The sequence below is a fragment of the Brevibacillus laterosporus genome (genome assembly GCF_030489605.1).
Taxonomy (GTDB): Bacteria; Bacillota; Bacilli; order Brevibacillales; family Brevibacillaceae; genus Brevibacillus_B; species Brevibacillus_B laterosporus_E.
This window is the reverse complement of the sequence record NZ_JAUKFY010000009.1, coordinates 1-26855: the sequence shown is the minus strand read 5'-3', so window position 1 is coordinate 26855 and position 26855 is coordinate 1. Positions and strand designations below refer to the sequence as shown.

At 42.3% G+C, this 26855-nt stretch carries 23 protein-coding genes; 15 read left to right on the top strand and 8 right to left on the bottom strand.

Annotated elements, in window-relative coordinates; translation table 11 throughout:
* Positions 1-418: 418 nt before the first annotated feature.
* From QZ995_RS11630 to ilvA, 7 genes are all read left to right on the top strand, one after another.
* On the top strand, positions 419-1654 hold the full coding sequence (locus QZ995_RS11630) for a stalk domain-containing protein (RefSeq protein WP_301806887.1): 1236 nt from the start codon (positions 419-421) through the stop codon (positions 1652-1654).
* Between the two features lie 177 nt (positions 1655-1831).
* The gene (locus QZ995_RS11625) at positions 1832-2392 is read left to right on the top strand and encodes a sugar O-acetyltransferase (protein WP_301806885.1); all 561 of its coding nucleotides are present in this window, start codon (positions 1832-1834) and stop codon (positions 2390-2392) included.
* Positions 2393-2623: 231 nt separating this feature from the next.
* Entirely contained in the window at positions 2624-4624 is a 2001-nt protein-coding gene (locus QZ995_RS11620; protein ID WP_301806883.1) for a BclA C-terminal domain-containing protein, read from the top strand.
* Between the two features lie 551 nt (positions 4625-5175).
* Positions 5176-5676 (top strand): GNAT family N-acetyltransferase, encoded by a 501-nt coding sequence (locus QZ995_RS11615; protein ID WP_301806882.1) that lies wholly within the window; start codon positions 5176-5178, stop codon positions 5674-5676.
* A gap of 28 nt (positions 5677-5704) precedes the next feature.
* Positions 5705-6031, top strand: coding sequence for a YnfA family protein (locus tag QZ995_RS11610; protein WP_301806881.1), 327 nt, complete (start codon positions 5705-5707; stop codon positions 6029-6031).
* 174 nt (positions 6032-6205) lie between these two features.
* The gene (locus QZ995_RS11605) at positions 6206-7594 is read left to right on the top strand and encodes an L-cystine transporter (protein ID WP_301806880.1); all 1389 of its coding nucleotides are present in this window, start codon (positions 6206-6208) and stop codon (positions 7592-7594) included.
* Positions 7595-8186: 592 nt separating this feature from the next.
* Positions 8187-9446, top strand: coding sequence for a threonine ammonia-lyase IlvA (gene ilvA, locus QZ995_RS11600; RefSeq protein ID WP_301806878.1), 1260 nt, complete (start codon positions 8187-8189; stop codon positions 9444-9446).
* An 81-nt stretch (positions 9447-9527) separates the two neighbouring features.
* On the opposite strand, the gene QZ995_RS11595 is transcribed toward ilvA, so the two are convergent.
* Complete coding sequence (locus QZ995_RS11595) at positions 9528-10949, bottom strand: amino acid permease (protein ID WP_301806876.1); 1422 nt, start codon at positions 10947-10949, stop codon at positions 9528-9530.
* Between the two features lie 180 nt (positions 10950-11129).
* On the bottom strand, positions 11130-12680 hold the full coding sequence (locus tag QZ995_RS11590) for a sigma-54 interaction domain-containing protein (protein WP_301806874.1): 1551 nt from the start codon (positions 12678-12680) through the stop codon (positions 11130-11132).
* A 226-nt stretch (positions 12681-12906) separates the two neighbouring features.
* Here QZ995_RS11590 and QZ995_RS11585 point away from each other — a divergent pair, with 226 nt between their 5' ends.
* Entirely contained in the window at positions 12907-14097 is a 1191-nt protein-coding gene (locus QZ995_RS11585; RefSeq protein WP_301806872.1) for an ornithine--oxo-acid transaminase, read from the top strand.
* A gap of 68 nt (positions 14098-14165) precedes the next feature.
* Here the strand turns inward: QZ995_RS11585 and QZ995_RS11580 are convergent, their stop codons facing one another.
* The gene (locus QZ995_RS11580; protein ID WP_301806869.1) at positions 14166-15887 is read right to left on the bottom strand and encodes a DUF4179 domain-containing protein; all 1722 of its coding nucleotides are present in this window, start codon (positions 15885-15887) and stop codon (positions 14166-14168) included.
* Entirely contained in the window at positions 15829-16434 is a 606-nt protein-coding gene (locus tag QZ995_RS11575; protein WP_301806865.1) for an RNA polymerase sigma factor, read from the bottom strand. The genes QZ995_RS11580 and QZ995_RS11575 overlap by 59 nt, the downstream gene beginning before the upstream one ends.
* A 224-nt stretch (positions 16435-16658) precedes the next feature.
* On the opposite strand from QZ995_RS11575, the gene QZ995_RS11570 reads away from it, so the two are divergent.
* The gene (locus tag QZ995_RS11570) at positions 16659-17489 is read left to right on the top strand and encodes an aldo/keto reductase (protein ID WP_301806863.1); all 831 of its coding nucleotides are present in this window, start codon (positions 16659-16661) and stop codon (positions 17487-17489) included.
* Positions 17490-17557: 68 nt separating this feature from the next.
* Here the strand turns inward: QZ995_RS11570 and QZ995_RS11565 are convergent, their stop codons facing one another.
* Positions 17558-18382: a DUF4915 domain-containing protein gene (locus tag QZ995_RS11565; protein WP_301806861.1), complete on the bottom strand. Its 825-nt coding sequence runs from the start codon at positions 18380-18382 to the stop codon at positions 17558-17560.
* Between the two features lie 200 nt (positions 18383-18582).
* Between QZ995_RS11565 and cysC the strand changes: the two genes are divergently transcribed.
* From cysC to queF, 5 genes are all read left to right on the top strand, one after another.
* Positions 18583-19197, top strand: a complete 615-nt coding sequence (cysC, locus tag QZ995_RS11560; RefSeq protein ID WP_301806859.1) for an adenylyl-sulfate kinase — start codon at positions 18583-18585, stop codon at positions 19195-19197.
* Positions 19198-19856: 659 nt separating this feature from the next.
* The gene (gene queC, locus QZ995_RS11555) at positions 19857-20525 is read left to right on the top strand and encodes a 7-cyano-7-deazaguanine synthase QueC (RefSeq protein ID WP_301806857.1); all 669 of its coding nucleotides are present in this window, start codon (positions 19857-19859) and stop codon (positions 20523-20525) included.
* Positions 20509-20997: a 6-carboxytetrahydropterin synthase QueD gene (gene queD / locus QZ995_RS11550; RefSeq protein WP_031411951.1), complete on the top strand. Its 489-nt coding sequence runs from the start codon at positions 20509-20511 to the stop codon at positions 20995-20997. Before queC ends, queD begins: the two co-directional genes overlap by 17 nt.
* Complete coding sequence (gene queE, locus QZ995_RS11545; protein WP_301806847.1) at positions 20990-21733, top strand: 7-carboxy-7-deazaguanine synthase QueE; 744 nt, start codon at positions 20990-20992, stop codon at positions 21731-21733. The genes queD and queE overlap by 8 nt, the downstream gene beginning before the upstream one ends.
* A gap of 63 nt (positions 21734-21796) precedes the next feature.
* Entirely contained in the window at positions 21797-22303 is a 507-nt protein-coding gene (queF, locus tag QZ995_RS11540; RefSeq protein WP_301806846.1) for a preQ(1) synthase, read from the top strand.
* 65 nt (positions 22304-22368) lie between these two features.
* Here queF and tatC read toward each other — a convergent pair whose 3' ends face one another.
* The 3 genes from tatC to QZ995_RS11525 form a co-directional block, all read right to left on the bottom strand.
* Positions 22369-23115, bottom strand: a complete 747-nt coding sequence (gene tatC / locus QZ995_RS11535) for a twin-arginine translocase subunit TatC (RefSeq protein ID WP_301806844.1) — start codon at positions 23113-23115, stop codon at positions 22369-22371.
* A 39-nt stretch (positions 23116-23154) separates the two neighbouring features.
* Positions 23155-23388, bottom strand: coding sequence for a twin-arginine translocase TatA/TatE family subunit (gene tatA / locus QZ995_RS11530; RefSeq protein ID WP_301806842.1), 234 nt, complete (start codon positions 23386-23388; stop codon positions 23155-23157).
* A 65-nt stretch (positions 23389-23453) separates the two neighbouring features.
* On the bottom strand, positions 23454-25097 hold the full coding sequence (locus QZ995_RS11525; RefSeq protein ID WP_301807204.1) for a PhoX family protein: 1644 nt from the start codon (positions 25095-25097) through the stop codon (positions 23454-23456).
* Between the two features lie 528 nt (positions 25098-25625).
* On the opposite strand from QZ995_RS11525, the gene QZ995_RS11520 reads away from it, so the two are divergent.
* A complete protein-coding gene (locus tag QZ995_RS11520; protein WP_301806839.1) occupies positions 25626-26825 on the top strand; it encodes an acetate kinase in 1200 nt (399 codons plus the stop codon).
* The last annotated feature ends 30 nt before the right edge of the window (positions 26826-26855 follow it).

Sequence of the window (26855 nt, the reverse complement as noted above, 5' to 3'; positions counted from 1 at the left end):
CTCCGCTCTTCTAAAACTAAAGGGTTCTTGTTAAATAAGCTGAAGCTGTTCTGAGATTCCCAAGAAGCCTTCATACAGATAGGTTTGACTGGAGCATTGTTCATGACAACTGATCATGAGCAGATTCATGTCAGCATTCGTATCAGGAAAACTCCTTTCTATTGAAAAGAAACCTTGACCATAGTACCTTAATGCAAAGCTGGCTTTCGTGAACGTAACGGTATTCGGGGTTTTGCTAAACGCAAAAACAAGAGCCTTATTTGGGAGTGTAGCAAGGGCAGCAACGCTAGCTACATTAAGCAAAAAGGAAATTGGTTTGGTATAGGCTCAGAAGATAGAATGTATCAGTTTTGTATGAACGAATGATGATGTAACAGATAGACAAAAGAAAAAAGGATAAGGACAGGGAGAAATAGAGATGAAAATATGGTTAAAGACTTTCTTGCTATCTGGGTTACTGCTGTTGCTATTCGGTTTACAGCCCTCCCAATCCCTAGCAGGTAATGCAAAAATTTTACTAGATGGTTATCCACTAACCTTTCCAGTACAGCCTCAAGTAGTAAAAGGAACGACTTTAGTGCCATTCCGAGCGATTGCAGAGGCGATGGGAATTCAGGTGCAATGGGATAATGCAACACGGACGATCATTGCAACCAATCCAAATGGCACTGCTGGAACACAGCTTCGCCTACAAATCAACAATGCTACTGCTTATGTGAATAATCAACCAATCACATTGGCTGTAAGTCCTACGCTTTACAAGGGGAGCGCATTAATCCCGTTGCGGGTTTTCAGTGAGCAATTTGGGGCTACTGTTAACTGGGACGGTGCTAACCAAACTGTATTATTACAATCTCCACCAAAAGATTTATATACGATGGCTTTCTATGCCATTTCTTCATTTAGTGAGCGACAACTTATCTCTTCCTTTGATGCAGTTGCCTTTGGCTGGGCAAGAATCAACGAAAATGGTGAGTTTACACTTCAAGGGAAAGATTTTTATTGGCCTAAATCAGCAGGAGATGTAACGCCAGAGGGGATCGTAAGTGAGGCAAAATCAGGCGGAACACAGCCATATTTCATGGTTTTTGCTTCAGATCGCAAAGGTGAGCTAATGAAAATGCTTCAAACCGCGCAGCTGCGTCAACAAACGATCGATGGAATTTTACAAACTGTCCGCAATCAGCCGTTTGAAGGGGTTGCCTTAGATTTTGAAGGATTGGGCTTGAGCGGAGATATCGAGCTTGAGAAACGTCTATACACTGAATTTGTTGGACAGGTGGCTCCTGTGTTGCATCAGGAAGGTAAAAAGCTCACACTAATCTTGCATCCGCCAAACGGTTCTTATAAAGGCTACGATTACGCGCAATTAAGTGCTATGGCAGATGATTTGATCATCATGGCGTATGATTATGGACAAAAAGGACAGCCGGAGAATTTGGACAAAGTAAATGAGGCTATCCAGCTTGCATTAAAGCAAGTGCCAAAAGAGAAACTGATCCTAGGTATTTCTATGGGCAGTGAAAATGCTGGTACCATTAACAGTAAAATTGGTCTAGCTAAACGATATGGTTTAAAAGGTGTATCGTTATGGAGATTAGGGCTAATTGGAGAGCCTGCCTATTTAGAAATGAAAAAGGCTGTAACGATGTAACGATACATCCTTTTATCAAATGTAAATATCGATACGTAATTGCTAAATCCATCCCTCACATTGAAGGGGTGGATTTTTTTATGGCCCTTATTGTCCTAAAACGTTATACCATTATTTTTTTTATTCATGGTAACATGGCTGTAATTGTAGTGATGTGGAAATAAGGAGAGTGACGTTATGAAAACAGAAAAACAAAAAATGATAAACGGTGAGTTATACGATGCATCCGATATAGAGCTGAGCAAGGAGCGTCAACAAGCTAGTAGGTTGACGAGATTGTACAATCAGTCGTTAGAAACCGAAAAGGAAGAACGAAAGGACATATTATCCCAGCTATTGGGTACGAAGGGAGAGGATTGTGTGATACAGCCTAACTTTCGATGTGACTATGGATACAATATTCATCTTGGAGAGCATTTCTTTGCCAACTATGATTGCATCATGCTTGATGTTTGTGAAATACGCATAGGCGAGCATTGCATGCTGGGACCAGGTGTTCATATTTATACGGCTATGCATCCTCTGCATCCGTTAGAACGGTCAAGTGGTTTGGAATATGGGAAACCGGTTGTCATTGGCAATCATGTATGGATTGGTGGAGGTGCTATCATTAACCCAGGAGTCAGGATTGGAAATAATGCAGTTGTCGCTTCAGGAGCTGTCGTAACGAAAAACGTGCCGGATAACGTTGTCGTAGGTGGAAACCCAGCAGTGATTATAAAAGAAATTGCGCCTTAAAAATTACAGGATAGAGGTTAAATTACCTCATAACGATTTGCTACAAAGTGAATTACATAAGGGAAAAAGCGTCTAAATGATGAATTTGGATGCTTCTTTTTTTGGGCTAAAGGGTATGAACGTACCTTTACACGTACAAAAAGGCACATTTTTTTAAAAAAATAGTTTGTTTACACAAGACCCTTTTTAAAAATTTGAATACTGTAAAGGAGAAAGGAAGGTGTTATTGAGTTGGATAAACGTTTTGAAATTGACAAGATTTACGAAAGCATTATTCAATCAGAGTTAGATCTTTATTTAAGAAAAGACCCACTGTTTGCGCATAAACATTGTAGCTCCAGTTCTTCTATCACTTGCAGATCCACGTTTATTACCTTTATTGATTGTCCTAAAGTTCCAACAGGTCCAACCGGCCCGACAGGTCCAACCGGCCCGACAGGTCCAACCGGCCCGACAGGCCCAACTGGCCCGACAGGTCCGACCGCCCCAACAGGTACGACAGGTGCAACCGGCCCGACAGGTCCAACGGGTCCAACCGGCCCAGGAATCGGTCCAATACCGATACCACCAGGACTAATTCCTACATTTATTTCACTGTTAAACCGTTTAATTGCCGCAGTACCAGCTGTTTTTGCAGATCCAAGTCCAGCTAATATTGCTGCACTGAGACAAATACTGCTGGAGTTAAGTGCATTTGGAGCTCAGGCTGGACTTAGCCCTGGCCAATTGGCAGAATTAAATTCTATCATTAACGGATTACTGTCTATATTAGATACGCAGCCATTTAACCCAAGTGCTTTTGCTACTGAATTCCAATCCTTACTCAATACGCTGCAAGAATTTGCTTTACTCTTCCAAGTTGACCCAGGCACATTACAAACTATTTTAAGTTTATTGCAACAGCTTCAAACCCTTCTTACTAGCCTTACACCAGTAGGAGCGACTGGAGCAACTGGAGCGACTGGAGCAACTGGAGCGACTGGAGCGACCGGAGCAACTGGAGCGACTGGAGCGACCGGAGCAACTGGAGCGACTGGAGCAACTGGAGCGACCGGAGCAACTGGAGCGACCGGAGCGACCGGAGCAACTGGAGCGACCGGAGCAACCGGAGCGACTGGAGCGACTGGAGCAACTGGAGCAACTGGAGCAACTGGAGCAACTGGAGATACCGGAGCGACTGGAGCAACCGGAGCGACTGGAGCGACTGGAGATACCGGAGCGACTGGAGCGACTGGAGCAACTGGAGCAACCGGAGCGACTGGAGCGACCGGAGCAACTGGAGATACCGGGGCAACTGGAGCGACTGGAGCGACTGGAGCAACTGGAGCAACTGGAGATACCGGGGCAACTGGAGCAACCGGAGCAACCGGAGCGACTGGGGCAACCGGAGCGACTGGAGCGACTGGGGCAACCGGAGCGACTGGAGCAACTGGAGCGACTGGAGCGACCGGAGATACCGGGGCGACTGGAGCGACCGGAGCGACTGGGGCAACTGGAGCGACCGGAGCGACTGGAGCGACTGGAGCGACTGGAGCAACTGGAGCGACTGGGGCAACTGGAGCGACTGGAGCGACCGGAGATACCGGGGCGACTGGAGCGACCGGAGCGACTGGGGCAACTGGAGCGACCGGAGCAACTGGAGCGACCGGAGCAACTGGAGCGACTGGAGCAACTGGAGCGACCGGAGCAACTGGAGCGACCGGAGCAACTGGAGCGACTGGAGCGACCGGAGCAACTGGAGCGACCGGAGCAACTGGAGCGACTGGAGCGACCGGAGCAACCGGCCCAACAGGTCCAACCGGCCCAACAGGTCCAACCGGAGCTCTTGCTACCAATACCTTTGCGTTTGCAGCGAACTTAACTGGTGGACTTATCCCTGTATTGTTAGGTGGTACACTTGTTCCATTCCCTAACGCTCAGGATATCGGACCAGGCATTACAGTCAATGCAACGAGCGATACCTTTACTGTAGCAGCCGCTGGTAACTATTTCATTGCTTACACCATAAATCTTGCTGCTTCCATTCTTGTAAGCTCACGTATCTTGATAAATGGAGTTCCAGTAGCGGCTAGTGTTGTTTCACCAATAATTGGTGTAACAGCATACGAAGCACAGGTAATCGTTCCTGTACCGGCTGGAGCAACCATTCAGGTACAACTATTTGGTATAGCAGCGACAGCAACCTTAGCATCTGGTTCACCAACAAGTATCACGATTATTCGTCTAAGCTAAAATCAGGATCAATATGTTATAAAGCTGCTCTTCTGAAATAGGGGAGCAGCTTTTTCTTTAGAAATGCCTTAATGAGAATGCCTAATGAACAGTCATGAAATTTCTGTAAATTTCATATTGCTATTTTGTCCAAAATTAGGAAATAATAAATGTAGGCCACATATCATATACCTCTTTTGATTTTACTCCTGTTACCTTACTGCCAACAGCTTCTCAACGTGTAAAGCCAACCAAGAAGAGTATGTACATAACAATACTTTTATGAAATAGATATCATCCCAAATTTTAAAGAAGTCCTCTAATGTTTATAAATAAACTAAATGTTACTTTTACCATGTCATTTTTATTAAAATTTATCTATACTATATCTGTATAAATAAATATATAATTATTTACACATATAATTGTATGGGAGAGTTGAATATCCTGAATAATTATAATATAGTGCCAATTATAATAAGCAGATATATAAGTATTGGAGAGGTGTCTTTTACTTGGTTTTGCTACGTATTACATAAGGAATGGAAACTATTGAAAAGAGGTGACAGGCTGTGTTTCAATTAGAAACAAACAGAATGATCTTGCGAAAAATGAAGTTGTCAGATGTGGAAAAATTAAGCAGGATATTTACTGACCCTATCGCTATGCAGTTCTATCCATCTACGAAAAATGAAGAAGAAACGGTTGCATGGATCAAGTGGAATCAGGGGAATTATGAAAAATTCGGAATAGGATTTTGGATTGCTGAGAATAAACAGGATGGGGAATTTATAGGGCAATGCGGCTTGGTACCTCAAGAAATTAATCTTCAACAAGAAATTGAAATTGGTTATTTGATTGTCCGTAAGTATTGGGGACAAGGATTAGCTACGGAATGTGCAATTGCTTGTAGAGAATATGGTTTCCATAAGCTTGGCCATGACCGTTTGATTTCACTTATTGATAAAAGGAACGTAGCGTCCAGACGTGTTGCGGAGAATGTCGGTATGACATGGGAAAAAGAAATAAGTAAATGGAATAAAACGATACAATTATACAGCATAACCAAATAACAGATATTCCCACGCGAGGAGGAAATCATTGTTAGCATCAATTCTCTTATTTATCACAGCCGGTCTGGCTAAGATTGGTGGCGGCTATCTGGTTTGGCTTTGGTTACGAGAGGCAAAACCTGCCTGGTACGGTCTTGTAGGGAGCATAGTTCTTATCGTTTATGGGATTATTCCAACTTTGCACAGATTTCCTACATTTGGACGAGTATATGCAGCTTATGGCGGAGTATTTATTATCCTAGCGATCATGTGGGGGTGGCTGGTAGATAAAAAGACCCCAGATATGTATGACTGGCTAGGAGCAGTGATTTGTATAGCTGGTGTGGGTGTTATTTTGTGGGCGCCTAGACCATAGGGGCATGGTGTCTATCTTATGTAAAGATAGGGGTCATGCCTATTTATGTGGCATTTTCAAAAAAAATATGATAAAGTTTAAATCCTACTTTACATATAGGAATTAATGTATTATAACTTGAATATGCTTTAGTTACCTTCATGAGAATTTATCAGAAAGAACGGAGGGAATCCATTGTCAACAGTTTGGATTTTACTTAATATTGCTATCATGTTACTTGTTATTTTTGGACTATATACCATGCAGAAGAAACATATTTCCTTTTCGAAGCGTGTGTTTACCGCACTGGCTGTTGGGATTGTCTTCGGAGTTGGCTTACAGCTTGCCTATGGGGCAAAAACAGACATTGTAAAGGATTCGATAGAATGGTTTAACATTATAGGTAAAGGCTACATTAAGCTTTTGCAGATGATTGTAATGCCGCTGGTATTTATATCTATTTTAGCTGCTTTTACAAAGGTTAAGCTAACGAATAATATCGGAAAAATTAGTTCTTTAATTATTGGTATCCTAATTGCAACTACTGCGGTATCTGCCGCTATTGGGATTGGAACAACACTCGCCTTTCATTTAGAAGCTGTTCAAATTCAACAAGGCGATCAGGAAACAAATCGAGCTGCTCAACTAGAAAAGACGTTTGGTCAAATTCAAGATTTATCTCTTCCTCAGAAAATCGTGGAATTATTACCGGCCAACCCGTTTCTTGATCTAACAGGCCAACGTTCTACTTCTACGATTGCTGTTGTTATTTTTGCTGCTTTGCTTGGCATTGCATTCTTAGGGGTAAAGGGGAAACAACCGGAACACGCAGCATTCTTTGCCAAAATTGTAGATACATTTTATACGATAATTATGCGGGTAGTAAGCATTATTTTACGCTTAACTCCTTATGGGGTGCTAGCTCTCATGACAAAAGTAACGGCTACCAGCGATTACTTAGCCATTCTTAAATTAGGAAAATTTGTGCTTGCTTCCTATGTCGCGATTATCATTATGTTTGTTATCCATCTGATTTTGCTTGCTGTTACTGGACTTAACCCTATTTCTTATTTGAAAAAGACGTTTCCTGTTTTAACTTTTGCATTCACTTCACGTTCAAGTGCAGGAGCATTGCCTTTAAACGTAGAAACGCAACGTGATAAATTGGGAGTACCGGAAGGCATAGCTAACTTTGCTGGATCTTTTGGTTTATCCATTGGTCAAAACGGTTGCGCAGGTATTTATCCAGCCATGTTAGCTGTGATGATTGCCCCTACAATTGGGATTGACCCATTGACGCCTTCTTTCATCGTATCTCTTATTGCTGTCGTAGCGATTAGTTCCTTTGGAGTTGCAGGCGTAGGCGGTGGAGCCACTTTTGCTGCTCTTCTGGTGCTATCTACAATGAACATGCCAATTGCATTAGCTGGTTTGTTAATCTCTGTAGAGCCATTAATTGATATGGGACGTACAGCTCTAAACGTAAGCGGCAGTATGGTAGCAGGTGTGATCACTAGCCGTGTAACGAAAGAATTAGACACCAATATTTACAATGATCAAACGCAAAAACATGTAGAAGCGTAAGAGCATCGGATTGTTTTCTTACAGCCTTTTCGCTCTGTTTCTTTTTCAAGTGTCGTCTCGAGACAATTCCTTTGTCCGGGGCGGCACTTTTTTTGTAAGGTTGACAAGCCTGTAACATCTCACTATAATTCTGAACAATAAGTATTGGAATGTTATGAAAAAATATAAATGAAGCCGTGAAGAGGAAGAGTAAAAGAAAGCTCTAGTGTCAGAGAGCCGTCTCAATGTGCTGCGAAGATGGTCGCTAACTTTCCTTGAAAATCACCTCAGAGCTTTGTTGTGGAACAGATCAGAGCAGAAGCAGGGGGAGAGTCAGAGCAAACACAAAACTCTCAATCTCTATGATCATTAGTACATGGCAACGAATTGTCCACGTTATCGGACTAAGTCTATTTGAACCTTCTTTAAACGTATGGATCGCTTTACTGCGAGTCATGAAGGAAGACGGAATTAGACTTGTGGAGTCCGTTTTTGTGAAGAAACGGAGAATGCTCAGTGGTATCGCGACTCTCGCCTAAGCAATGGAAGTAAATTTCTTTCATGCTGGGCGAGTTTTTTTGTTATTGAAAAATATAGAGAGGCGGAGAAACTGATGAATGTAACAACCAGCAAACTAACCATAGAAGATATTCTGGTGGCGAGTCATTTATTGCGAGAAGTTATTGTCAAAACACCTCTACAGTACAACGGAGTTTTGTCAGATAAATACCAATGCAATGTGTTCCTAAAGCGGGAGGACTTACAGGTTGTTCGTTCATTTAAATTGCGCGGTGCTTATTATCTCATGCGTACATTATCGGACGAGCAAATGAAACGCGGTGTCGTTTGTGCTTCCGCAGGCAATCATGCACAAGGGGTTGCCTATTCCTGTAAAGCTTTAGGAGCCCGAGGTACGATTTTTATGCCTAGCACAACACCTCGTCAAAAGGTGTCTCAGGTGAAGTTATTCGGCGGTGACCAAGTTGAGATTGTATTGGTGGGCGACACCTTCGATGATTCTTTTTCTGAGGCGATCAAATACGGCAAGGAACATGACATGACGTTCATTCATCCATTTGATCATGAAAAAATCATTGCGGGTCAAGGCACGGTAGGCATGGAGATCCTAAATGATATGACAGAAGCGTTGGATTACCTGTTTGTTGGTATTGGAGGAGGGGGTCTGGCGGCAGGTGTTGGAACTTGTGTCAAGGGGATAAGCCCTCTAACAGATGTCATTGGAGTAGAGCCCCAAGGAGCGGCTTCTATGAAGCAATCCTTTAGAGAAAATCAAGTGATCGCTTTGCAAGAGATTGATACATTTGTAGATGGGGCTGCTGTTAAGCAGGTAGGGCAGCTCTCATACGAGCTCTGTAAAGAGGTGCTTGACGACATTGTTACGGTACCAGAGGGAAAGGTATGCAGTACAATTCTTGATTTATATAATCAAAATGCAATTGTAGCTGAGCCTGCCGGTGCACTTACCATCGCGGCATTGGATGAGTACAGGCATAAAATTAAAGGGAAAAATGTGGTATGTATTGTTAGCGGGGGAAACAACGATATTGACCGCATGCAGGATATTAAGGAACGGTCTTTAATCTATGAGGGACTCAAGCATTACTTTATCATTAACTTTCCTCAGCGTGCGGGGGCCTTGCGGGAGTTTCTTGATGAGGTGCTAGGGCCTACAGATGATATTACTAGATTCGAATATACCAAGAAAAATAATAGGGATAACGGACCTGCATTAGTGGGCATTGAATTAAAGCAAAAGGATGATTATGAGGCATTAATGGAACGGATGAATCAAAAGAACTTCCCTTACATGGAAATCAATCATAATCCTACTTTGTTTAACCTGCTCATTTAGTAGAAATGGGTGCAGAATTTTCTTATTAGAAAGAAAAATAAGCCCCTGACATAACATCAGAGGGCCGCTTCTATTCGGGAGCTAGATGATGTGGTACGTTTTATTATCCTCTGGAGATCCATTACTCATGGGCTTTCTTTTAATCCTCAGGAAGTAATAGAGTAAACAGAAAAGAGCGAACACTCCACCGCAATATAAAGCAATACGCTGATCTTTATCAAAGGCTAGGCTGATAAGTACAACTAGATTGAGTGTTAAGCTGATTAACGGCAGGATTGGATAAAACGGAGTCCGGAATTTGAGATTGTGTAGCTTCCCGCCATTTTTTAGATAATGCTTACGAAATGCTAATTGAGAGGCAGAAATTGAAATCCAGCCTACCTGTGCTCCTAATCCTGCAAGGGAGATCAACCAGAGATATACGGTATTTTCAGCATACACGCTGGAAAGCAAGGATAGCAGAGAAATGGAAAATGTTAGTAATAAGGCGTTCATGGGGACGCCTTTTTTGTTTACTTTACCGAGTGTTGGACTGGCCATTTCTGTTTTAGATAAAGACCAGAGCATTCGAGTGGCCGCATATAAACCAGAATTAGCTACAGATAGTAATGCTGTTAGGATAACAAAATTCATAATATCGGCGGCATATGGAATACCAATTTTATCGAACACCATGACGAATGGGCTTTCAATCACCCCTGCTTGTTGATGGGGAATCAGGCCGGCTAAAATCGTGATTGCCAGCACAAAAAAGATGAGTGTTCGCCAAACGGTAGCCCGAATTGATTTGGGAATGTTTTTCTCTGGATTGTCACTTTCACCAGCAGCAATGCCAATGAGCTCGGTTCCCTGAAAGGAAAAATTGACCGTTATCATCGTAAGCAACAAACCAGTAATTCCATTAGGCAGCCAGGAGGTTTCGGCAAAATTGCTTAGCATGGGAGCAGCTTCGCCACTGCGGAAGGGAATGATGCCAAACATCGCTCCACCGCCGAGCACGATAAAGGCTAAAATAGCTGCTACCTTGAAACTGGAAAACCAGAATTCAGTCTCACCAAAAGCTTTAGCTGACAGGGCATTGAGTAAAAAGAGGATTATGCCAAAAACAGCGCACCACATCCAGACGGGTGAATCTGGAAACCAACGTTGCATGAGCAGACCGGAAGATAAAAGCTCCAGAGCTACTGTTACAGCCCAGCCTAACCAGTATAGCCATCCAATGGTAAAACCCATTGCTGGGCTAATAAATTTAGTGGTATACGTCTGGAACGAGCCGGATACAGGCATAGCAACGGATAATTCACCGAGGCAGAGCATGGTGAGATACATGATAAAGCCACCTACAAGGTAGGAAATGATGGCTCCGATCGGACCTGCTTGGCTAATGGTATAGCCGGAGCCCAGAAAGAGGCCTGTGCCAATAATTCCGCCGAGTGAGATCATAAATAAGTGTCTACTTTTCAGCGTACGTTGCAATTCATGAGAGGAACGTTGTTTGGACATGTCCTTCTCTCCTTTCTATGATCTCACAGTGAGATGTATGCGTTTACAGAGAAAACATTATGCAACATTCGTACCAATTTCAATTTTCTGAATTATAAAGATAAATAAAAGGGGATGCAAAAAAAATTGTCGGTTTTTGTTTGAAAAACTTTGCTGCCAATTTTTTTTGCATGTTGATAATTAGCGATTTTCTTGTTGTAAACGGCGTAAGCGATATTGCAAACTTTGTCGACTCATCCCTATATGTTCTGCGGTATGGGATATATTTCCTGCAAACTGATCTAATTTTTTTTGAAGATAGATCGCTTCGAAGGATTGTAGCACTTCTTTTAATGATAAAGAATCCTGCTGTAAGAGATGCAGGGTATCTTTGATATAAGACTCGTGCAAAATTGGTTGAGTATTGGTAGTTTCTGTCGAATAGGCTCTAATAGAAGGAATAGATGGCAAAGGGGCTTCTTTATGATCTATACCCTTTTTTTCCTGGCCCCCGAAGGCTGGCGAAGAAGGAATTGGCGTTGATCCAGGCAGTTTACGCCGAATATGGTGGAGCGGTAAATGTTCAAGTGCAATGCTGGTTTCATCGGTTAGCATTAAATTCATCGCGCCTTCAATGAAGTGTTCTAATTCACGAACATTTCCAGGCCAATCATAATCTCCAAAAAAACGCTTTACCTCTTCGGTTATACCTGCTACATCCATTTGAAACAGGCGGTTATATTTCTCGATGAAATGAGCAGCTAAAGGAGGAATATCCTCACGACGTTCACGCAGCGGCGGGATGAGCAGGGTGACCACACCTAGACGATAATATAAATCCTTCCGCAATTTGTTTGCTGAGATTGCTTCGATAGGGTCCTCATTAATGGCGGCGATAATGCGGACGTTAATGGCACGATCCTTAGTATCACCGATGCGCCGGATGGTTTTCTCCTGCAGGGCGCGCAACAATTTGGCTTGAAGGGAGAGGTTAAGCGAATTTAGTTCATCTAAAAACAGGGTTCCGCCTTCTGCTTGCTCAAATAAACCAGGTCTTTCTATGGCTCCTGTAAAGGCACCCTTTGTTGTACCGAATAATAGTCCCTCGATTAAGCTGTCAGGGAGAGCCGCACAATTTTGTGAAATAAAAGGGGACTTGGCTCGCATGCTTGCATTATGAATGCTTTGCACAAACAGCTCTTTGCCTGTTCCGGTTTCTCCGACAATCAGAACGGAGGAGGAGGTACGTGCTACTCGATTTGCGTGTTCAATCATTTCACGAATAGCAGGACTATTTCCAATAATGCTGGCAAAGGTATAACGAGTGTTACCCATTTCTTTTTTTACGAAATAATTTTCACGTATCATACGCTCCATTTTGGTTACATCATTAGCGATTTCCACTGCTCCAATATTTCTTCCATGTTGCTGCAAGGGGAGAGTGTTGTTGATGGTAGTAATTTCCTGTCCCTTGCCGTTTAAATAGGTTTGTCTGATCTGGCGCAGGCTGTCTCCTTTATGCAGAGCTTGAAGCAGGGTGCTTTCCTGACCAGGGGAAAATTGAAAAACGTCTAGCAGCTTCTTGCCAAGAACATCCTCTTTTTGCATGCCTTCTAGTTCTGCCATTTTACGATTATATAAAATAGAGGTGCCATCCGCGTCAATCACGTGGACACCTTCATTCATTTCGTCCAAAATATGAGCAACCATTGCAAGAAAGGTTGTTCCGTCCATCAACCGAGAAGTGGACATAGCAGCTCACCTCAATTCGTTTTTATCAATTGGTGTAGTCATTCTAACATAGACAGAGGGAGGTGCAAAATATTTTTGCTGATAAAAACTGCTTGAAAATTGTTTATGCAAACTTTTTTTGCGCAGCAAGCTCGTTTCGTGTAATAAAAGCTTAATTTTTTACAATTTTTAGCTGGCATAGAAAATGCATAAAACTATAAGCAGACAGATATAGGGAGGGTTATTTATGACAACGACAAAACAAATTATTGATCAGACAGAACGGTTCGGAGCACATAATTATCACCCGTTGCCGATTGTTATTTCCAAAGCAGAGGGCGTCTGGGTAGAAGACCCTGAAGGCACTCGCTATTTAGATATGCTAAGCGCGTATTCTGCCTTGAATCAAGGACATCGCCATCCAAAAATCATTCAAGCGCTGAAGGATCAAGCAGATAGAGTAACCTTAACCTCGCGAGCTTTTTACAATGATCAGCTTGGTCATTTTTATGAAAAAGTTGCTGCCTTGACAGGCAAAGATATGGTAATACCAATGAACTCGGGAGCAGAAGCGGTAGAAACAGCAGTTAAAGCAGTACGTCGTTGGGCGTATGATAGTAAAAAAGTGCCGGCTAATCAAGCGGAAATTATTGTGTGTGAAGGGAACTTCCATGGACGCACAGTTACCATCACCTCCTTTTCTTCCGCAGATGAATACAAACGCGGCTTTGGGCCATTCACCCCGGGATTCAAGGTTATTCCGTACGGTGACAGCAAGGCATTAGCAGAAGCAATTACTCCTAACACGGCAGCATTTTTAGTAGAGCCGATTCAAGGGGAAGCAGGGATTGTCATCCCAGAGGAGGGCTTTTTGCGTGAAGCGCGCCGTCTCTGTGACGAGCATAATGTTTTGCTGCTAGCAGATGAAATCCAAACTGGCTTTGGACGTACAGGAAAAATGTTTGCCACAGATTGGGAAGGTATAAAAGCAGATATGTACATTATGGGCAAAGCGTTAGGCGGCGGAGTTTTCCCAATCTCTGCTGTAGCCGCTGACAGCGAGGTACTGGGCGTATTCGAACCAGGTTCCCACGGGTCTACCTTTGGTGGAAACCCACTAGGCTGTGCAGTAGCAGTGGCCGCGCTGGAAGTGTTGGAAGAAGAAGGATTAGTGGAACGCTCCCTAGAGCTTGGCGCTTATTTTATGGAAATAATGAAAGAGATCAAGAACCCGCATATTAAAGAGATTCGCGGTAAAGGGTTGTTTATCGGATTAGAGCTGGATACAGCAGCACGTCCGTATTGTGAAAGCTTAAAAGCATTAGGCTTGCTGTGCAAGGAAACTCATGATACGACGATTCGTTTTGCACCACCGCTTGTTATTACGAAAGAAGAGCTGGATTGGGCGATTGAACGAATTAAGCAAGTATTGGCATAAAGCGAAAGAAGAGCTAGTTACTCACAAAAGAAAGAGCCAGACTGTCTGGCTCTTTCTTTTTTTCTAATCTATTGCTGCTTTTTATCCGTGAGGTTTACTTCCCAATCGACATTCCTATATTCCTTTTTAGCAAAGTGATACTTGATAGTGAGCTCTTTTGGCATTGTAGTTAGCTCGTCAATAGTTAACGTGTTATCAGAAGATTGATAGATACGATAGGATTTACCGGTTTCATCGATTGCTCTCCACATCGATGTATTCACAACGTTCTTGCCTAAAACACTTTCAATTTCAAGATCTACCCTTTCATTTTCCGTATCTACTTTTACTTTTTTAAAGGTGTATACACTACCATCACTTCCTGTAGCAGTAACAGGTTTTTGAGCTAATGTTGCTGGTGAAAACTTTGTTTGAAAACTAGCTGGTTCACTTCGATAGATCGCTTTTAATTTAAAGGTCGTAGGCTCCAGGCTTTGTGGGGTAAAAGTATCCCAGACTGTATATGATCCATCTGGATTTCTTGTTCCAAAGAATCCATTGGGAATCACGTTTTTATTATTACTGGCTTTACTGTCATCCTGTGCTGCTAGGATATTCCCCTTCTCATCTAATAATTCATAAGCGATATCGATCTGACGCATTTCTATGGAGGCAAATTCTGGCTTCTCTTCTACTTCTTCTTTTCTTTTAGCATTCGAATTTTCATTTACTCCAATCTGATCAATCATTTTCTTTATGTTTTGCTTTTCTTTATCTGTCCATTCCTTTCGGAGGGTGAGGAGCGTTGCACTCGGTGCTATATCTAGCTTTTGCAGATCTATGGTAACACCTTGCGCAGACGTATATTGTTTATTCGGAAACAAGGTTTTGGTTACCTGTTTTGCCTTCTTCATATCAATTGGAATACGTAGTTTCCATTCGCCTTTTATGTCCTTGATTTTTGTGAAAGTAATATCCATAAACATTTCGTCCGGCAATGGATTCTTATCCGTAACCAGATTGGCAATCTCATGTTTTACGATGAGAAGGTCACCTAATAGACCGGTATTTCCGCCATATTGGCTAAATGGCTTTCCTTGGCCATCTGTTAGCTGAGCATCCATTTCAGCTTTTTTCATTTCTTCGACAGGCATTTTTTTGCCCTCTTTATCTGTAGCGTCCAATAGAACAGCGACCCGTAATGTATCTGCCATTAATTCTTTAGCTTCTATTGTAATCCCTTGCTGGGTCACTTTTGTAGTTAGCTTTTGTACATATCCTTGTGTGGCGGCATTTTTTAGTCCTATGTCAGCTTTTTTATTATCTGAAAATAAACTATGCACATAATCGGCAAAGGTAGGGGATACAAAGGTACCTAAAGAAACGGCTAAAGTAAGTCCGGCAACAGCAAGTGTAGCTTTTTTCACGATATTCCAGCTCCTTTTTTTCCAATTAACAGGTGGTTTTAATGGTATAATGCGCTCCATTCGTCTTTCTACATCTTGGGTAAATGTGTCGGAGAGAGGTGGAATGTCCATATCCATGAGGGCTTCCTCCCAATTCTCCCATGTGACAAGGTCGGTAGGATGTCCGTTATCAGTATCAGCATTAGCATTAGCATTAGTATCAGTATCAACATTAATATCAACATCAACGTCTTGGTTTTCAAGATGCTCTTTTGCTTCTTCTTTCTCTAAAAGGCGCCGACATTGCGAACAAGTCGCTACATGCAATTCATAGCGTTCGCTCTCTTCAGGAGAGAGTAGATCTTTCATGTAGGCTTGGTACAGTCTCAATTTCACACAAGTCATGGAATCCACCTCCTTCAACAGAGGCTAATAAGCTCTCGCGTAATTTTTTATGTGCTCGATGCAGGCGCATTTGTACAGTGGTCACAGGAATTTCTAGAATATCCCCGATCTCCTTGTAGCTGAAATACTCGTGATGACGAAGCATGAGAACCGTTCGGTATGACTCATCCAGTGCTAATAAGTGAGATTGCAATATTTGATTTCGTTCTTTCTCCAACAGAATGTATTCTGGTGTTTGTTTGTCGACCAAGGTGGTTTCATTTTGATTTTTCCTTGGAGCTTTCTTTCGTTTACGGAGCTCATCTATACAATGATTGGCTGCTATCCGGTACAGCCAGGATGAGAAGGAGTGCTCCGGTTTATATTGGTGAATATGACAATATGCCTTAAGAAAAACATCTTGAGCCATGTCTTGTGCGTCTTGTTGCTGGCCTATCATGCGGTATAGGTAAGCGTATATTTTACCTTTGTACTTGTCGACAATCCGTGCATAGGCTTCTTTATGTCCGCGTTGCACAAGAACAACCAACTCTTGGTCGTCCTGCATGGTGTTAGTCCTCCTATTCAAAAAGGGAGCTGATGCAGCTTTTTTTCCTTTTTGTACTTTCACAATGATGTGCGTTAGCTAACGATATCTAAGGGTGTTTTTATTTAAATCATAAGCTATAACGTAGGGGGGAGGATTTTTCTTTCACACTTTTTGAAAAAATTTTTAAAAGGGTTGTTGTATGCTATCATAACGTTAAGACTTTTGTGAGCGGAGGGATAAGTATGACATTGCGTATTGCAGATGGAGCAACATTAGCAAACGGAGTAATAAAGCCTTGGTTGGGGCTTGGAGTCTATAAGGCGGATGACGGTGCTGAAGTGGAGCAAGCCATTCGTCTGGCGTTTGAAGCAGGTTACCGCAGTGTCGATACAGCGGCGATTTATGAAAATGAAGCAGGAGTAGGAAAAGCGATTAGAGATAGTAAGATTTTACGTGAAGAGATCTTTGTCACGACAAAGGTGTGGAATACGGAGCAAGGCTATGAGTCAACCTTACAAGCCTTTGATGCTAGTCTTCAAAAATTAGGCTTGGATTATATTGATCTATATTTGGTGCACTGGCCGGTTCCTGGTAAATATAAAGAAACGTGGAGAGCATTGGAGACTCTTTATAAAAAAGGGCTTGTCCGTTCAATTGGTGTAAGTAATTTTCATATTCATCATTTGGAAGATTTGTTGTCAGTATGTGAAGTGAAACCGATGCTGAACCAGATAGAGATGCACCCATATTTAATACAGAAGGAATTGCGTCAGTACTGCGAGCAGCGGGGAATTTATGTGGAGGCTTGGCGTCCTCTGATGCGTGGCAATCTGGAGGTTCCTCTGCTGCAAGAAATGGCAGAGCGCTATCAAAAAACGCCTGCTCAAATCGTGTTACGCTGGGATTTACAGCATAATGTCCTGGTTATACCTAAATCTGTGAAAAAAGAACGGATTATCGAAAATGCAGGTCTTTTTGATTTTGAGCTTACAGCTGCAGACATGGCGCTGTTAGACGGATTGAATCGAAATCAACGTTTTGGCCCCGATCCTGATCACTTTGATTATGAATAGGTAAAAAAGAAAAAACATTTCACGTGTCCATGAATAGGAACGTGGAATGTTTTTGTTTACAGCGTAATTTAATTAAAATTGTATCGATGAAAGAGCTCGGCAGGCAGAATTTTCATGTCATAGACTTCTGTGAATGGCAGCTCGATTTCATCGACCTGGATTAAAGTTTTTTTATCAATCACCTTAATACTGGCGTTCTTTTCCGTGGTCAGGTTACGCGGCTGACTGACCCCCAGCAGAATGTAATCATCTGTAAAGCAGAGCCCGCGTGGATATCCGGGATGACTTAATGAATGAATCTGATCATCCTCTTGTATTAAAAGACGTTGTAGTCCTGAATCGCATACATAGCGACGATTCCCTTCTGCTTTCGGAGTGTGGGGATGAGTCAGGTTCAACCAGAGCTTTTCCTTAGTTTCCACATCCATGACAAAGCCGTTGAAAAGAGGATTTTTATAATAATCTCCGTGTTTCACTCCCTCACAGAAGGCAGTTACCACCAGGCGACCATTCCAAAAATCAATGCAGTTTAGATGCCAAGAATCTCCTTCACCAGGAAATGACCATCGTTGCATAATTTTACCGGTATCTGTACAAAGCGAAACAACTTCATTTGTGCCAGTAGATACAGCATATAACACACCATCTAGTACCAGCAGGTCATGGATATCAGCCAGATCATGATTAATCAACTGTTTTCGAGTACCATCAGGGTGATAGAACATGAGTACAGCAGAATCAGCAAAGTGAAAAGAACGTATCACAGATGAGTTGTATATGGCAAGTCCCGTTGATGAGACATTATCAAATACGCGCATTACTTTGTTTTCATAACAAGCCAAACCACCACCGTTAGGGGCACTTATTAAAAGGACCTCAGATAAAGATAACATGTAAAATCCCCCTTCCCGAACCGATTTTTGCTAATAATAGACTACCTTTTTCAATTCTCTTACTACTATATTCAAATATTTAGAAACCGACACACTATTGGACAGAAGTAGGTTGCCCGTAAAACTAAGAAACGGAGTAATGCCTAACAATCGTACAAGCAACTGTGCATAATGTAATAAAAAAAGGAGAGAGTGAGGAAGTGAGTAACCAATCGACTGATCAGAAGCAACAGATTGTATGGCAAACCTCAACAGTAACACAACAGGAACGCTTTGGACTAAACGGCCATAAAAGCTGTGTGCTATGGCTAACTGGATTATCCGGATCAGGGAAGTCAACGATTGCATTTGCTGTTGAGAGGGCGCTGTTGGCTCAAAAAATTCGCTCCTATGTGCTGGATGGCGATAATATCCGGCATGGTTTGAATAAAAATTTGGGATTTAACAAAGAAGACCGGCAAGAAAATATTCGTAGGGTAGCAGAGGTAGCCAAGCTGTTTGTGGATGCGGGGATCGTTACTATCGTTTCGTTTATTTCCCCCTATGAAGAAGACCGGCAAATGGCTCGAATGCTGTTTTCTGATCAGGTTTTTTATGAAATCTATATGAAGTGTCCGTTAGAGGTCTGTGAGCAAAGAGATCCGAAAGGCTTGTACAAAAAAGCAAGGACTGGAGAAATAGGCCAGTTTACAGGAATTAGTGCGCCCTATGAGCCGCCGGTTAATCCTGATTTAATTGTAGAAACCGCTCATTGTTCAATTGAAGAAGCTGTAGAAGCGATTCTTGCATTGGTCAATAAACAAGGGGAAGTATAAGCTGCTTGTGAATCTTAACAATATGCAAAGCAATGGCGAACAGAAGTAAAGATTTGTGTGAAAGAAACTAGATTTGGCTGAAACCCAAGAGAAAAAGACCAATAAGAAAAAGACTTGTAGAGGTCATAGATGGAATATAACGAGTCTTTCGGAGTAGAAAAGGTAGGAATGGCGTTCCTACCTTGTTTTGTTTTTATTACTGATAGGGTTTAGCTTGTACTTGTGAAGGATGTAAAGAGTTTACAAATGGCTGCATTAAAATAAAAAATAAGGGATAAACAAAAGCTGCAAATATTCTAACGTGAACAATAAACAGGATACGATCAATGGCTTTTGGTTTAAGAAAAGTACATAGAGATGGCTCCTTTCATAATCGTAAAAGGTTTGCTGTATTATAACTGGCGGGATTTACCAAGTGAAAATTTGTAATTTGTAAAACAACCTTATGCTTTCTATCAAAACAGCGTATAATGGAGAAGTCTGTTTACCGCAACCAGACAACCAGAAGAATTCCATGCCTTGGTGCATGGGAGAGGTTCGCGAACTCCCTCTATAAAAAACTACCTGGGGACAAGTTTCATATGATAGTTCAAGAACGCTCTTTCTTCGTAGACCCTTGAAGACATGATTCTTCAAGAACACGAAAGGGATGAAGCGATATGACAAAAGACAAAGCGGTGGTTGTATTTAGTGGTGGCCAAGATAGCACAACGTGTTTGTTTTGGGCACGAAAACAGTTTGGTGAGGTGGAAGTAGTCACTTTTGATTACGGCCAGCGTCACAAGCAAGAAATTGAATGTGCGCAGCGAATTGCCAAGGAACAAGGTGTAAAGCAGACGATTATGGATATGAGTCTGTTAAACCAATTGGCTCCTAATGCGTTGACACGCGATGATGTAGCGATTGAACAGGTAGAAGGTGAAATCCCCAATACATTTGTGGATGGACGCAATCTGCTCTTTTTGTCGTTTGCAGCGGTCTACGCTAAGCAAATTGGTGCTCGACATATCATCACTGGTGTTTGTGAAACCGATTTTAGCGGTTATCCAGATTGTCGGGATTCCTTTATCAAATCACTCAATGTCACGTTGCAGTTAGCGATGGATTATCCATTTGTGATCCATACACCGCTTATGTGGCTAAACAAAGCGCAGACGTGGAAGCTATCCGATGAACTGGGTGCGTTTGATTATATCCGTGAAAAAACCTTGACCTGCTACAACGGAGTGATTGGCGATGGATGTGGGGAATGCCCTGCTTGCCAGTTGCGTGCCGCAGGCCTGAAGGCATACGAAGAGGAGCGAGCGAACAATGGGAAACTTCTATGATTTTCGCATTGTCGAACGCTTGCAGCGATATGAACAGGATATCCAGAAGAAAGAACTGCGTTATCATCAAAAGCGAGTGCTGGTAAGTAAAGAATTCACTTTTGATGCCGCTCATCATCTGCATGCTTACGAAGGGAAATGTAAGAATCTACATGGACACACCTATAAGGTTGTGTTTGGCATTAGCGGTCGCCCCAATGAAATCGGGATTACAGTAGACTTCGGAGATATTAAAACGATCTGGAAGGAACAGATCGAGGTTTATTTAGATCACCGTTATTTAAATGAAACGTTGCCGCCAATGAATACAACAGCAGAAAATATGGTAGCGTGGATTTTTGAAAAAATGGAAGAGTCGCTTACCAATAGCTCTATTTATCAGGAACAGGGTGTACGTGTGGAATTTGTACGGCTATTCGAGACACCAACTAGCTACGCCGAAATGCGCCGGGAGTGGATGTATCATGAGTAACATTCCTGTGCTGGAAATTTTTGGCCCGACAATCCAAGGAGAAGGAATGGTTATTGGGCAAAAAACCATGTTTGTACGTACGGCTGGCTGCGATTATCGGTGCAGTTGGTGTGACTCTGCCTTCACATGGGATGGCTCGGCTAAAGAGCAAATCAGCATGATGACAGCAGAGGAGATTTGGAATCAGCTACAGAAGCTCGGCAAAGACTGCTTCTCGCATGTCACGATCTCAGGAGGCAATCCGCTATTGCTGGCTCCGCTTGGAGAACTAGTCCAGCTGCTGCATTCCCACAACATTCGCATCGGTGTGGAAACCCAGGGTAGCAGATGGCAGGAATGGTTAGCTGAAGTGGATGATATCACCTTATCTCCGAAACCGCCTAGCTCCGGGATGACGACAAATATAGATCGACTGGATGAAATCGTTGCCAAGCTCACTGACAACCCTTTTCAATCAACTGATCAACAGGTTAGCATGAAGGTGGTTGTATTTGACGACAAGGATTTCCAGTATGCAAAAGAATTACATCAGCGTTATCCGCAGGTGCCGTTCTATTTGCAAGTAGGGAATCCTGAATTGGCCGACCTAGAAGGTGAACGAGAAGGCTTGCGTGATCGGTTACTACAATCATTGGAATGGTTAGTGGACAAGGTAGCCATGACCAAAGAGTTTAACAATGCCAAAGTTCTACCGCAGCTACACACCCTGCTGTGGGGCAATAAGCGAGGCGTGTAATAGCGTCCGTCGAAATATATGCCTTGCAGATGTGAGAATAAGAGCTAAAGGAGTTTACTATAGATGACCCATAATAATCAATCTACCAACCCGCAATTAAAAGATTTAACGCTGCTTGGCAATCAACAGACAGCGTATCATTATGAATATAATCCAAACGTTTTGGAAGCATTTGATAATAAGCATCCATATCGCGATTATTGGGTGAAATTTAATTGCCCCGAATTTACCAGCCTCTGTCCAATGACAGGTCAGCCAGATTTTGCAACCATTTATATTAGTTATATACCTGATCAGAAAATGGTTGAAAGTAAATCCTTAAAGCTTTATCTATTTAGTTTCCGCAATCATGGTGATTTCCATGAGGATTGCATGAATATTATTATGAACGATTTAATCAAGCTTATGGATCCAAAATATATTGAGGTATGGGGCAAATTCACTCCGCGCGGAGGTATTTCGATTGATCCATATTGCAATTACGGGAAGCCAGGCACTAAATTTGAAGAGATGGCGGAGCATCGCATGATGAATCATGACATGTATCCGGAGAAAGTGGATAATCGATAAAATTATCGTTGGATAGCAAAAGAGGCGGTCTTCAACCGATTTTGATCGGAGAATGACCGCCTCTTTTAGCAATTCGACCGCCCTAGTGTAATTTGCTCTTTCCCTAGCTTTTTACGGTACACCATTCTTGAAATTCCAATGCTTAATTCGTATAACCCAATCAGCGGTACAATCACCAATATGTCCGATATGATGTCTGGTGGAGTTACCGAGATAGAAATGATCGATAGTAGAAAATAAGCAGGCCTGCGTAATTTTGCTAACCGATGCGGATTCACAATGCCCAAGTGACTGAGAAATAAAACCGCCAGTGGAAGTTCGAATAATACCGAAAAGGGCAGGCAAAAAGCGAGCATAAAGCTGAAATAGTCGCTAGCCGTAATTAAAAGCTGAAAGTTATTGTTGGACAATCCAAGCACGAATTGATACACCATAGGGAACAAGATAAAATAGGCAAACATTGCCCCACTGATAAACAACAGAAACAGAGCGGGAATATACATCAATGTTACCTGCCGTTCCCTGGTGGTTAATGCTGGAGAAACAAAGCCCCACATCTGAAAACCTGCAATCGTAATCGTAATCGCGACTGCGGCCCATGCAGACAGCTTCATATAAATGGTTAGTACATCGGTGGGACCTAAGATGGTCAGCTTTTCTCCAGAACGATTCGTAAGGAATTGATAAATAAAATCTACATATAAAAAGCAAACAATAAAGCTTATCAAAAATGTGGCAATGACAATAATAATCCGTTTTCGCATATCGCTTAGATGGTCGAAGATATGACGTGGAGTGTTGGAAGGGTCCAATGAAATTCTACCTCTTTCAACTAGATTCGAACAAATTAATTAGGAAACCTCTTTTTTCGCAGGTTCCATGACTTTTGTTGCTTCTGTCGTTTTCGCAGGTTCTGAGGATTGATTTGGTTCCTCGTCTTTGGTTAAATCCTTGGCTGCTGTTTTAAATTCACTTAGTGTACGTCCAAAAGCGCGACCAATCTCAGGCAGCTTGCTAGGGCCAAAGATAACCAAAGCAATAATTAAAATCAGGATAAGACCCGGAATCCCAATAGATGATAGCATGTGGATTTTACTCTCCCTTCCTACGTTTAGAGTGTCTATCTGCCTTCAAAAGCCAGGTGCAGTGGCTAAAATCCGTTAATAGCAATTACCCCTGGCAAAGCGAGGGAGGATACTCCGCGAGGCCAGTGGCTGGTTGGTTTATCGTAAGACTCTAAATTTTCGCCAGGATGCTGAACGGATAAAAATAATGTTTTTTCATCGGATGTAAACCAGGGGCCTGTCATCTCCGCACCAACTGGGGCCGAAGCAAACTGACTAGCTACGCCTTTATGCTCACCAGAGGTAGGAATAAAATAGACTCCATTATTTCCAAAGGAACGGTAGATTCCCGCATTCATAGAACCAGAGGAGATGTCAGTCACGACCCACAGATTGCCTGCACTGTCAAAGGCCAGATTATCTGGAGCCGCAAAGCCGCTTTGCGGACCACCTGTGGCAAAGATTTCAAAATCAAACTCTATGCCAGCGTGATCGTTATTCTTTTCAAACAGGCGCATGATATGACCATAAAAGTTACTATGATTTTTATTGTTAGTCAGGGAAATAAAGATAGAACCATCAATCGGATGAACCTCCACATCCTCGGGACGGTCCATTGGTGTCCCGCCAGCTACTTTTGCAGCGATGCGACAGTTAATCAACACATCCGCTTGGGAGGTAAATTGCGGTCTGTTTTCTTTATCCACAGCTTTTTGCAAGGCTTCTGTCTTTTGGTAATCGAGAGCTACCCATTTCCCCTTTGCGAAATTGGCCACATACAGCGTTCCTTCCTCTAGCAGCTTGCTGTTCGCTTTACCTTTAGCCTTATCGTACTTATTTTTAGATACATATTTATACACGTACTGATCAGTAGCGTCATCGCCCATGTATACCACTAATTGACCGCCAGGAGCTAGTGTCATAGCAGTATTTTCATGTGAAAAGCGCCCAAGTGCCGTATGTTTTTTAGGCGTGGAGCTTGGATCGAATGGGTCCACCTCCACTACCCAGCCATAGTGTCGTTCATCAGCAAGTTTGCAATCGGTGATTACATCCTGAAAATTCTCTTCACAGGTTAAAATAGAATTCCACAGGGTGACACCGCCAGAGCAGTTGGCAAATGTACCGACTACTTCTTTTGCAAGGCTAGCGGCAGGGCCTGTCATGAGGTGTTTGGTTAATCCGCTAACACGGCGACCGTATTTGGAGTTAGGAATCAATGTCCACTTACCTTGCTCCTTTTTAATCTCAATGACAGAGCCGCCTAATGCGTACAGGTATTTACGGATTTGTTCTTGCGTGCGTTTATTATTTTGGGGATCAGCGTTCAGGTTATCATAGCCATTTACATAGTATTCCAGCTCGCCGCAATATTCATGATTCGTCCAAAGTAAACCATGATCTGATTTTCCGTTCATCGGCAAAAAACAGTTGAAGTCAGCATTAAAACCAAAAGTATCGCCGGAAGCGTTAATTTTATCACCATAAAGGGCAATGACATTGTAAGAAAAGCCTTGGGGAAGAATGACGTCATCCTTTGTACTTGGTTTGATCGGGGTGAATTTCGGATGAAAGGCTTTAGGAGGAGATTGCAGGCCAAATAGATGATCTGCTGTTTTCCCAGAAATGGACTCCCCTTTGGCAAGGGCTGGAATCCCTGTAGCCAATGAAGCGAGAGCAGCAGTGCCGGTTCCAAGAAATGTTAAAAACTGACGACGGTTTACTTCCATTGGTAGAATCGCTCCTTTTCCTGTTAAAAGCTCGTTTTCGCTTTTCATTGTAAAGAGCCTGTCATGAGATGAGGTTAAGCTGGGATGAAGATTCTATGAAAGAGAAACGAGTTTTTTTACAAAAGGAATTATAGTGATAGGGAGAAAGGAAAAGGCTGGAGCTTTATTAATGGATGGGATTTAAGCAAAGATTAAATCGGATAAGATCAACGAGAATTATTAAAAAGGTATAGGCAGTGTAAAGGGTTCTGACAGAAGCTTTTAAAAAAATTAACATTCAATTTCCAAGCTTATCTATTTCTTTTCTAAAATGATGAACGAGCGCTGAGTACGATTGTATCGTTTTGGACATACTAAAAGTAACAGTTTTTGAAAGAGTCTGAATTTCTTGTGATAACATTCACAGATGCGAGGATTCATGCTAAAGTAGATTACTAGAGATTGTGATGAAATCGGTCTATGCTGATTTTCTCATTAATCGAGAGAGACAACGAAAGACAAACAACAAGATAGGATAAAGGTGATCATATGGCAATCGTACTATCCGTAAACTGTGGTAGCTCCTCTTTGAAATACCAATTGTTTGACATGCCTTCTGAGCGTGTATTGGCAAAAGGTCTAATGGAGCGTATTGGCATGGAGGATTCCATGTCTTCATTCCAAGTAGGCGATGGAGAGAAGCTAAAAGAAACGCTTGATCTGAAAGACCATGAAGTAGCTGTAAAAAAACTAATTGCTTTGTTAACTGATCCAGAAAAAGGCGCTATTAAAGATATTACAGAATTGGATGGCGTTGGTCATCGTGTAGTTCACGGCGGCGAAACTTTCAAAGATTCCGTATTGGTAACAGATGAAGTAATTAAAAAACTAGAAGAGCTTTCTGAACTGGCTCCTCTTCACAACCCAGCAAACATCATGGGAATTACTGCATTCCAAAAGATTCTACCAAACGTTCCTGCGGTTGCAGTTTTTGATACAGCTTTCCACCAAACTATGCCTGCTAAATCTTACTTGTACAGTATCCCAACCGAGTACTATGAAAAGTACGGTATCCGTAAATACGGTTTCCACGGTACTTCTCACAAGTATGTGATGCAGCGTGCTGCTGAATTGTTGGATCGTCCAGTAGAAAAACTACGTTTGATTAGCTGCCATTTGGGTAACGGTGCTTCTTTGGCTGCTATCTACCGTGGTAAATCCATTGATACATCCATGGGCTTTACACCACTTGCTGGTTTGCCAATGGGTACTCGCTCTGGAGATATCGATGTAGCATTGCTTCCTTATCTACAACAAAAAACAGGACTTTCTGTTGACGAATTAGTAGATGTTCTAAATAAAAAGTCTGGTCTTCTAGCTGTTTCTGGCTTGTCTAGCGATCTTCGCGATATCGAGTCTGCAGCAGAAAACAATGACGAGCGTGCCGAGCTATCTCTACAAATTTTTGTAGAAAAAATCCGTAACTACATCGGTTCTTATGCAATGCAAATGAACGGTGTGGATGCAATCATTTTCACAGCCGGTATTGGTGAAAACAGTGATATCATTCGTGGTCGCGTATTGGATAAATTAGAGTGGATGGGTGTATACTTCGACCGTTCTAAAAATAACGTACGCGGTAAAGAAACTGATCTTACTTTCGATCATTCTCCAGTTAAAGCTTTCATTATCCCTACAAACGAAGAGGTAATGATTGCTCGCGACACAATGAAATTTGCTAAACTATAAGATATAAAAAAACTCTCCTAGCGCTTTGGT

Excerpts from the sequence above, each read along its gene's own strand:
- QZ995_RS11630 (WP_301806887.1), top strand. The coding sequence starts at position 419 with ATGAAAATATGGTTAAAGACTTTCTTGCTATCTGGGTTACTGCTGTTG.
- QZ995_RS11625 (WP_301806885.1), top strand. The coding sequence starts at position 1,832 with ATGAAAACAGAAAAACAAAAAATGATAAACGGTGAGTTATACGATGCA.
- ilvA (WP_301806878.1), top strand. The coding sequence starts at position 8,187 with ATGAATGTAACAACCAGCAAACTAACCATAGAAGATATTCTGGTGGCG.
- QZ995_RS11595 (WP_301806876.1), bottom strand. The coding sequence starts at position 10,949 with ATGTCCAAACAACGTTCCTCTCATGAATTGCAACGTACGCTGAAAAGT.
- QZ995_RS11590 (WP_301806874.1), bottom strand. The coding sequence starts at position 12,680 with ATGTCCACTTCTCGGTTGATGGACGGAACAACCTTTCTTGCAATGGTT.
- QZ995_RS11585 (WP_301806872.1), top strand. The coding sequence starts at position 12,907 with ATGACAACGACAAAACAAATTATTGATCAGACAGAACGGTTCGGAGCA.
- QZ995_RS11580 (WP_301806869.1), bottom strand. The coding sequence starts at position 15,887 with ATGACTTGTGTGAAATTGAGACTGTACCAAGCCTACATGAAAGATCTA.
- QZ995_RS11575 (WP_301806865.1), bottom strand. The coding sequence starts at position 16,434 with ATGCAGGACGACCAAGAGTTGGTTGTTCTTGTGCAACGCGGACATAAA.
- QZ995_RS11570 (WP_301806863.1), top strand. The coding sequence starts at position 16,659 with ATGACATTGCGTATTGCAGATGGAGCAACATTAGCAAACGGAGTAATA.
- QZ995_RS11565 (WP_301806861.1), bottom strand. The coding sequence starts at position 18,382 with ATGTTATCTTTATCTGAGGTCCTTTTAATAAGTGCCCCTAACGGTGGT.
- queC (WP_301806857.1), top strand. The coding sequence starts at position 19,857 with ATGACAAAAGACAAAGCGGTGGTTGTATTTAGTGGTGGCCAAGATAGC.
- queD (WP_031411951.1), top strand. The coding sequence starts at position 20,509 with ATGGGAAACTTCTATGATTTTCGCATTGTCGAACGCTTGCAGCGATAT.
- queE (WP_301806847.1), top strand. The coding sequence starts at position 20,990 with ATGAGTAACATTCCTGTGCTGGAAATTTTTGGCCCGACAATCCAAGGA.
- queF (WP_301806846.1), top strand. The coding sequence starts at position 21,797 with ATGACCCATAATAATCAATCTACCAACCCGCAATTAAAAGATTTAACG.
- tatA (WP_301806842.1), bottom strand. The coding sequence starts at position 23,388 with ATGCTATCATCTATTGGGATTCCGGGTCTTATCCTGATTTTAATTATT.
- QZ995_RS11525 (WP_301807204.1), bottom strand. The coding sequence starts at position 25,097 with ATGGAAGTAAACCGTCGTCAGTTTTTAACATTTCTTGGAACCGGCACT.
- QZ995_RS11520 (WP_301806839.1), top strand. The coding sequence starts at position 25,626 with ATGGCAATCGTACTATCCGTAAACTGTGGTAGCTCCTCTTTGAAATAC.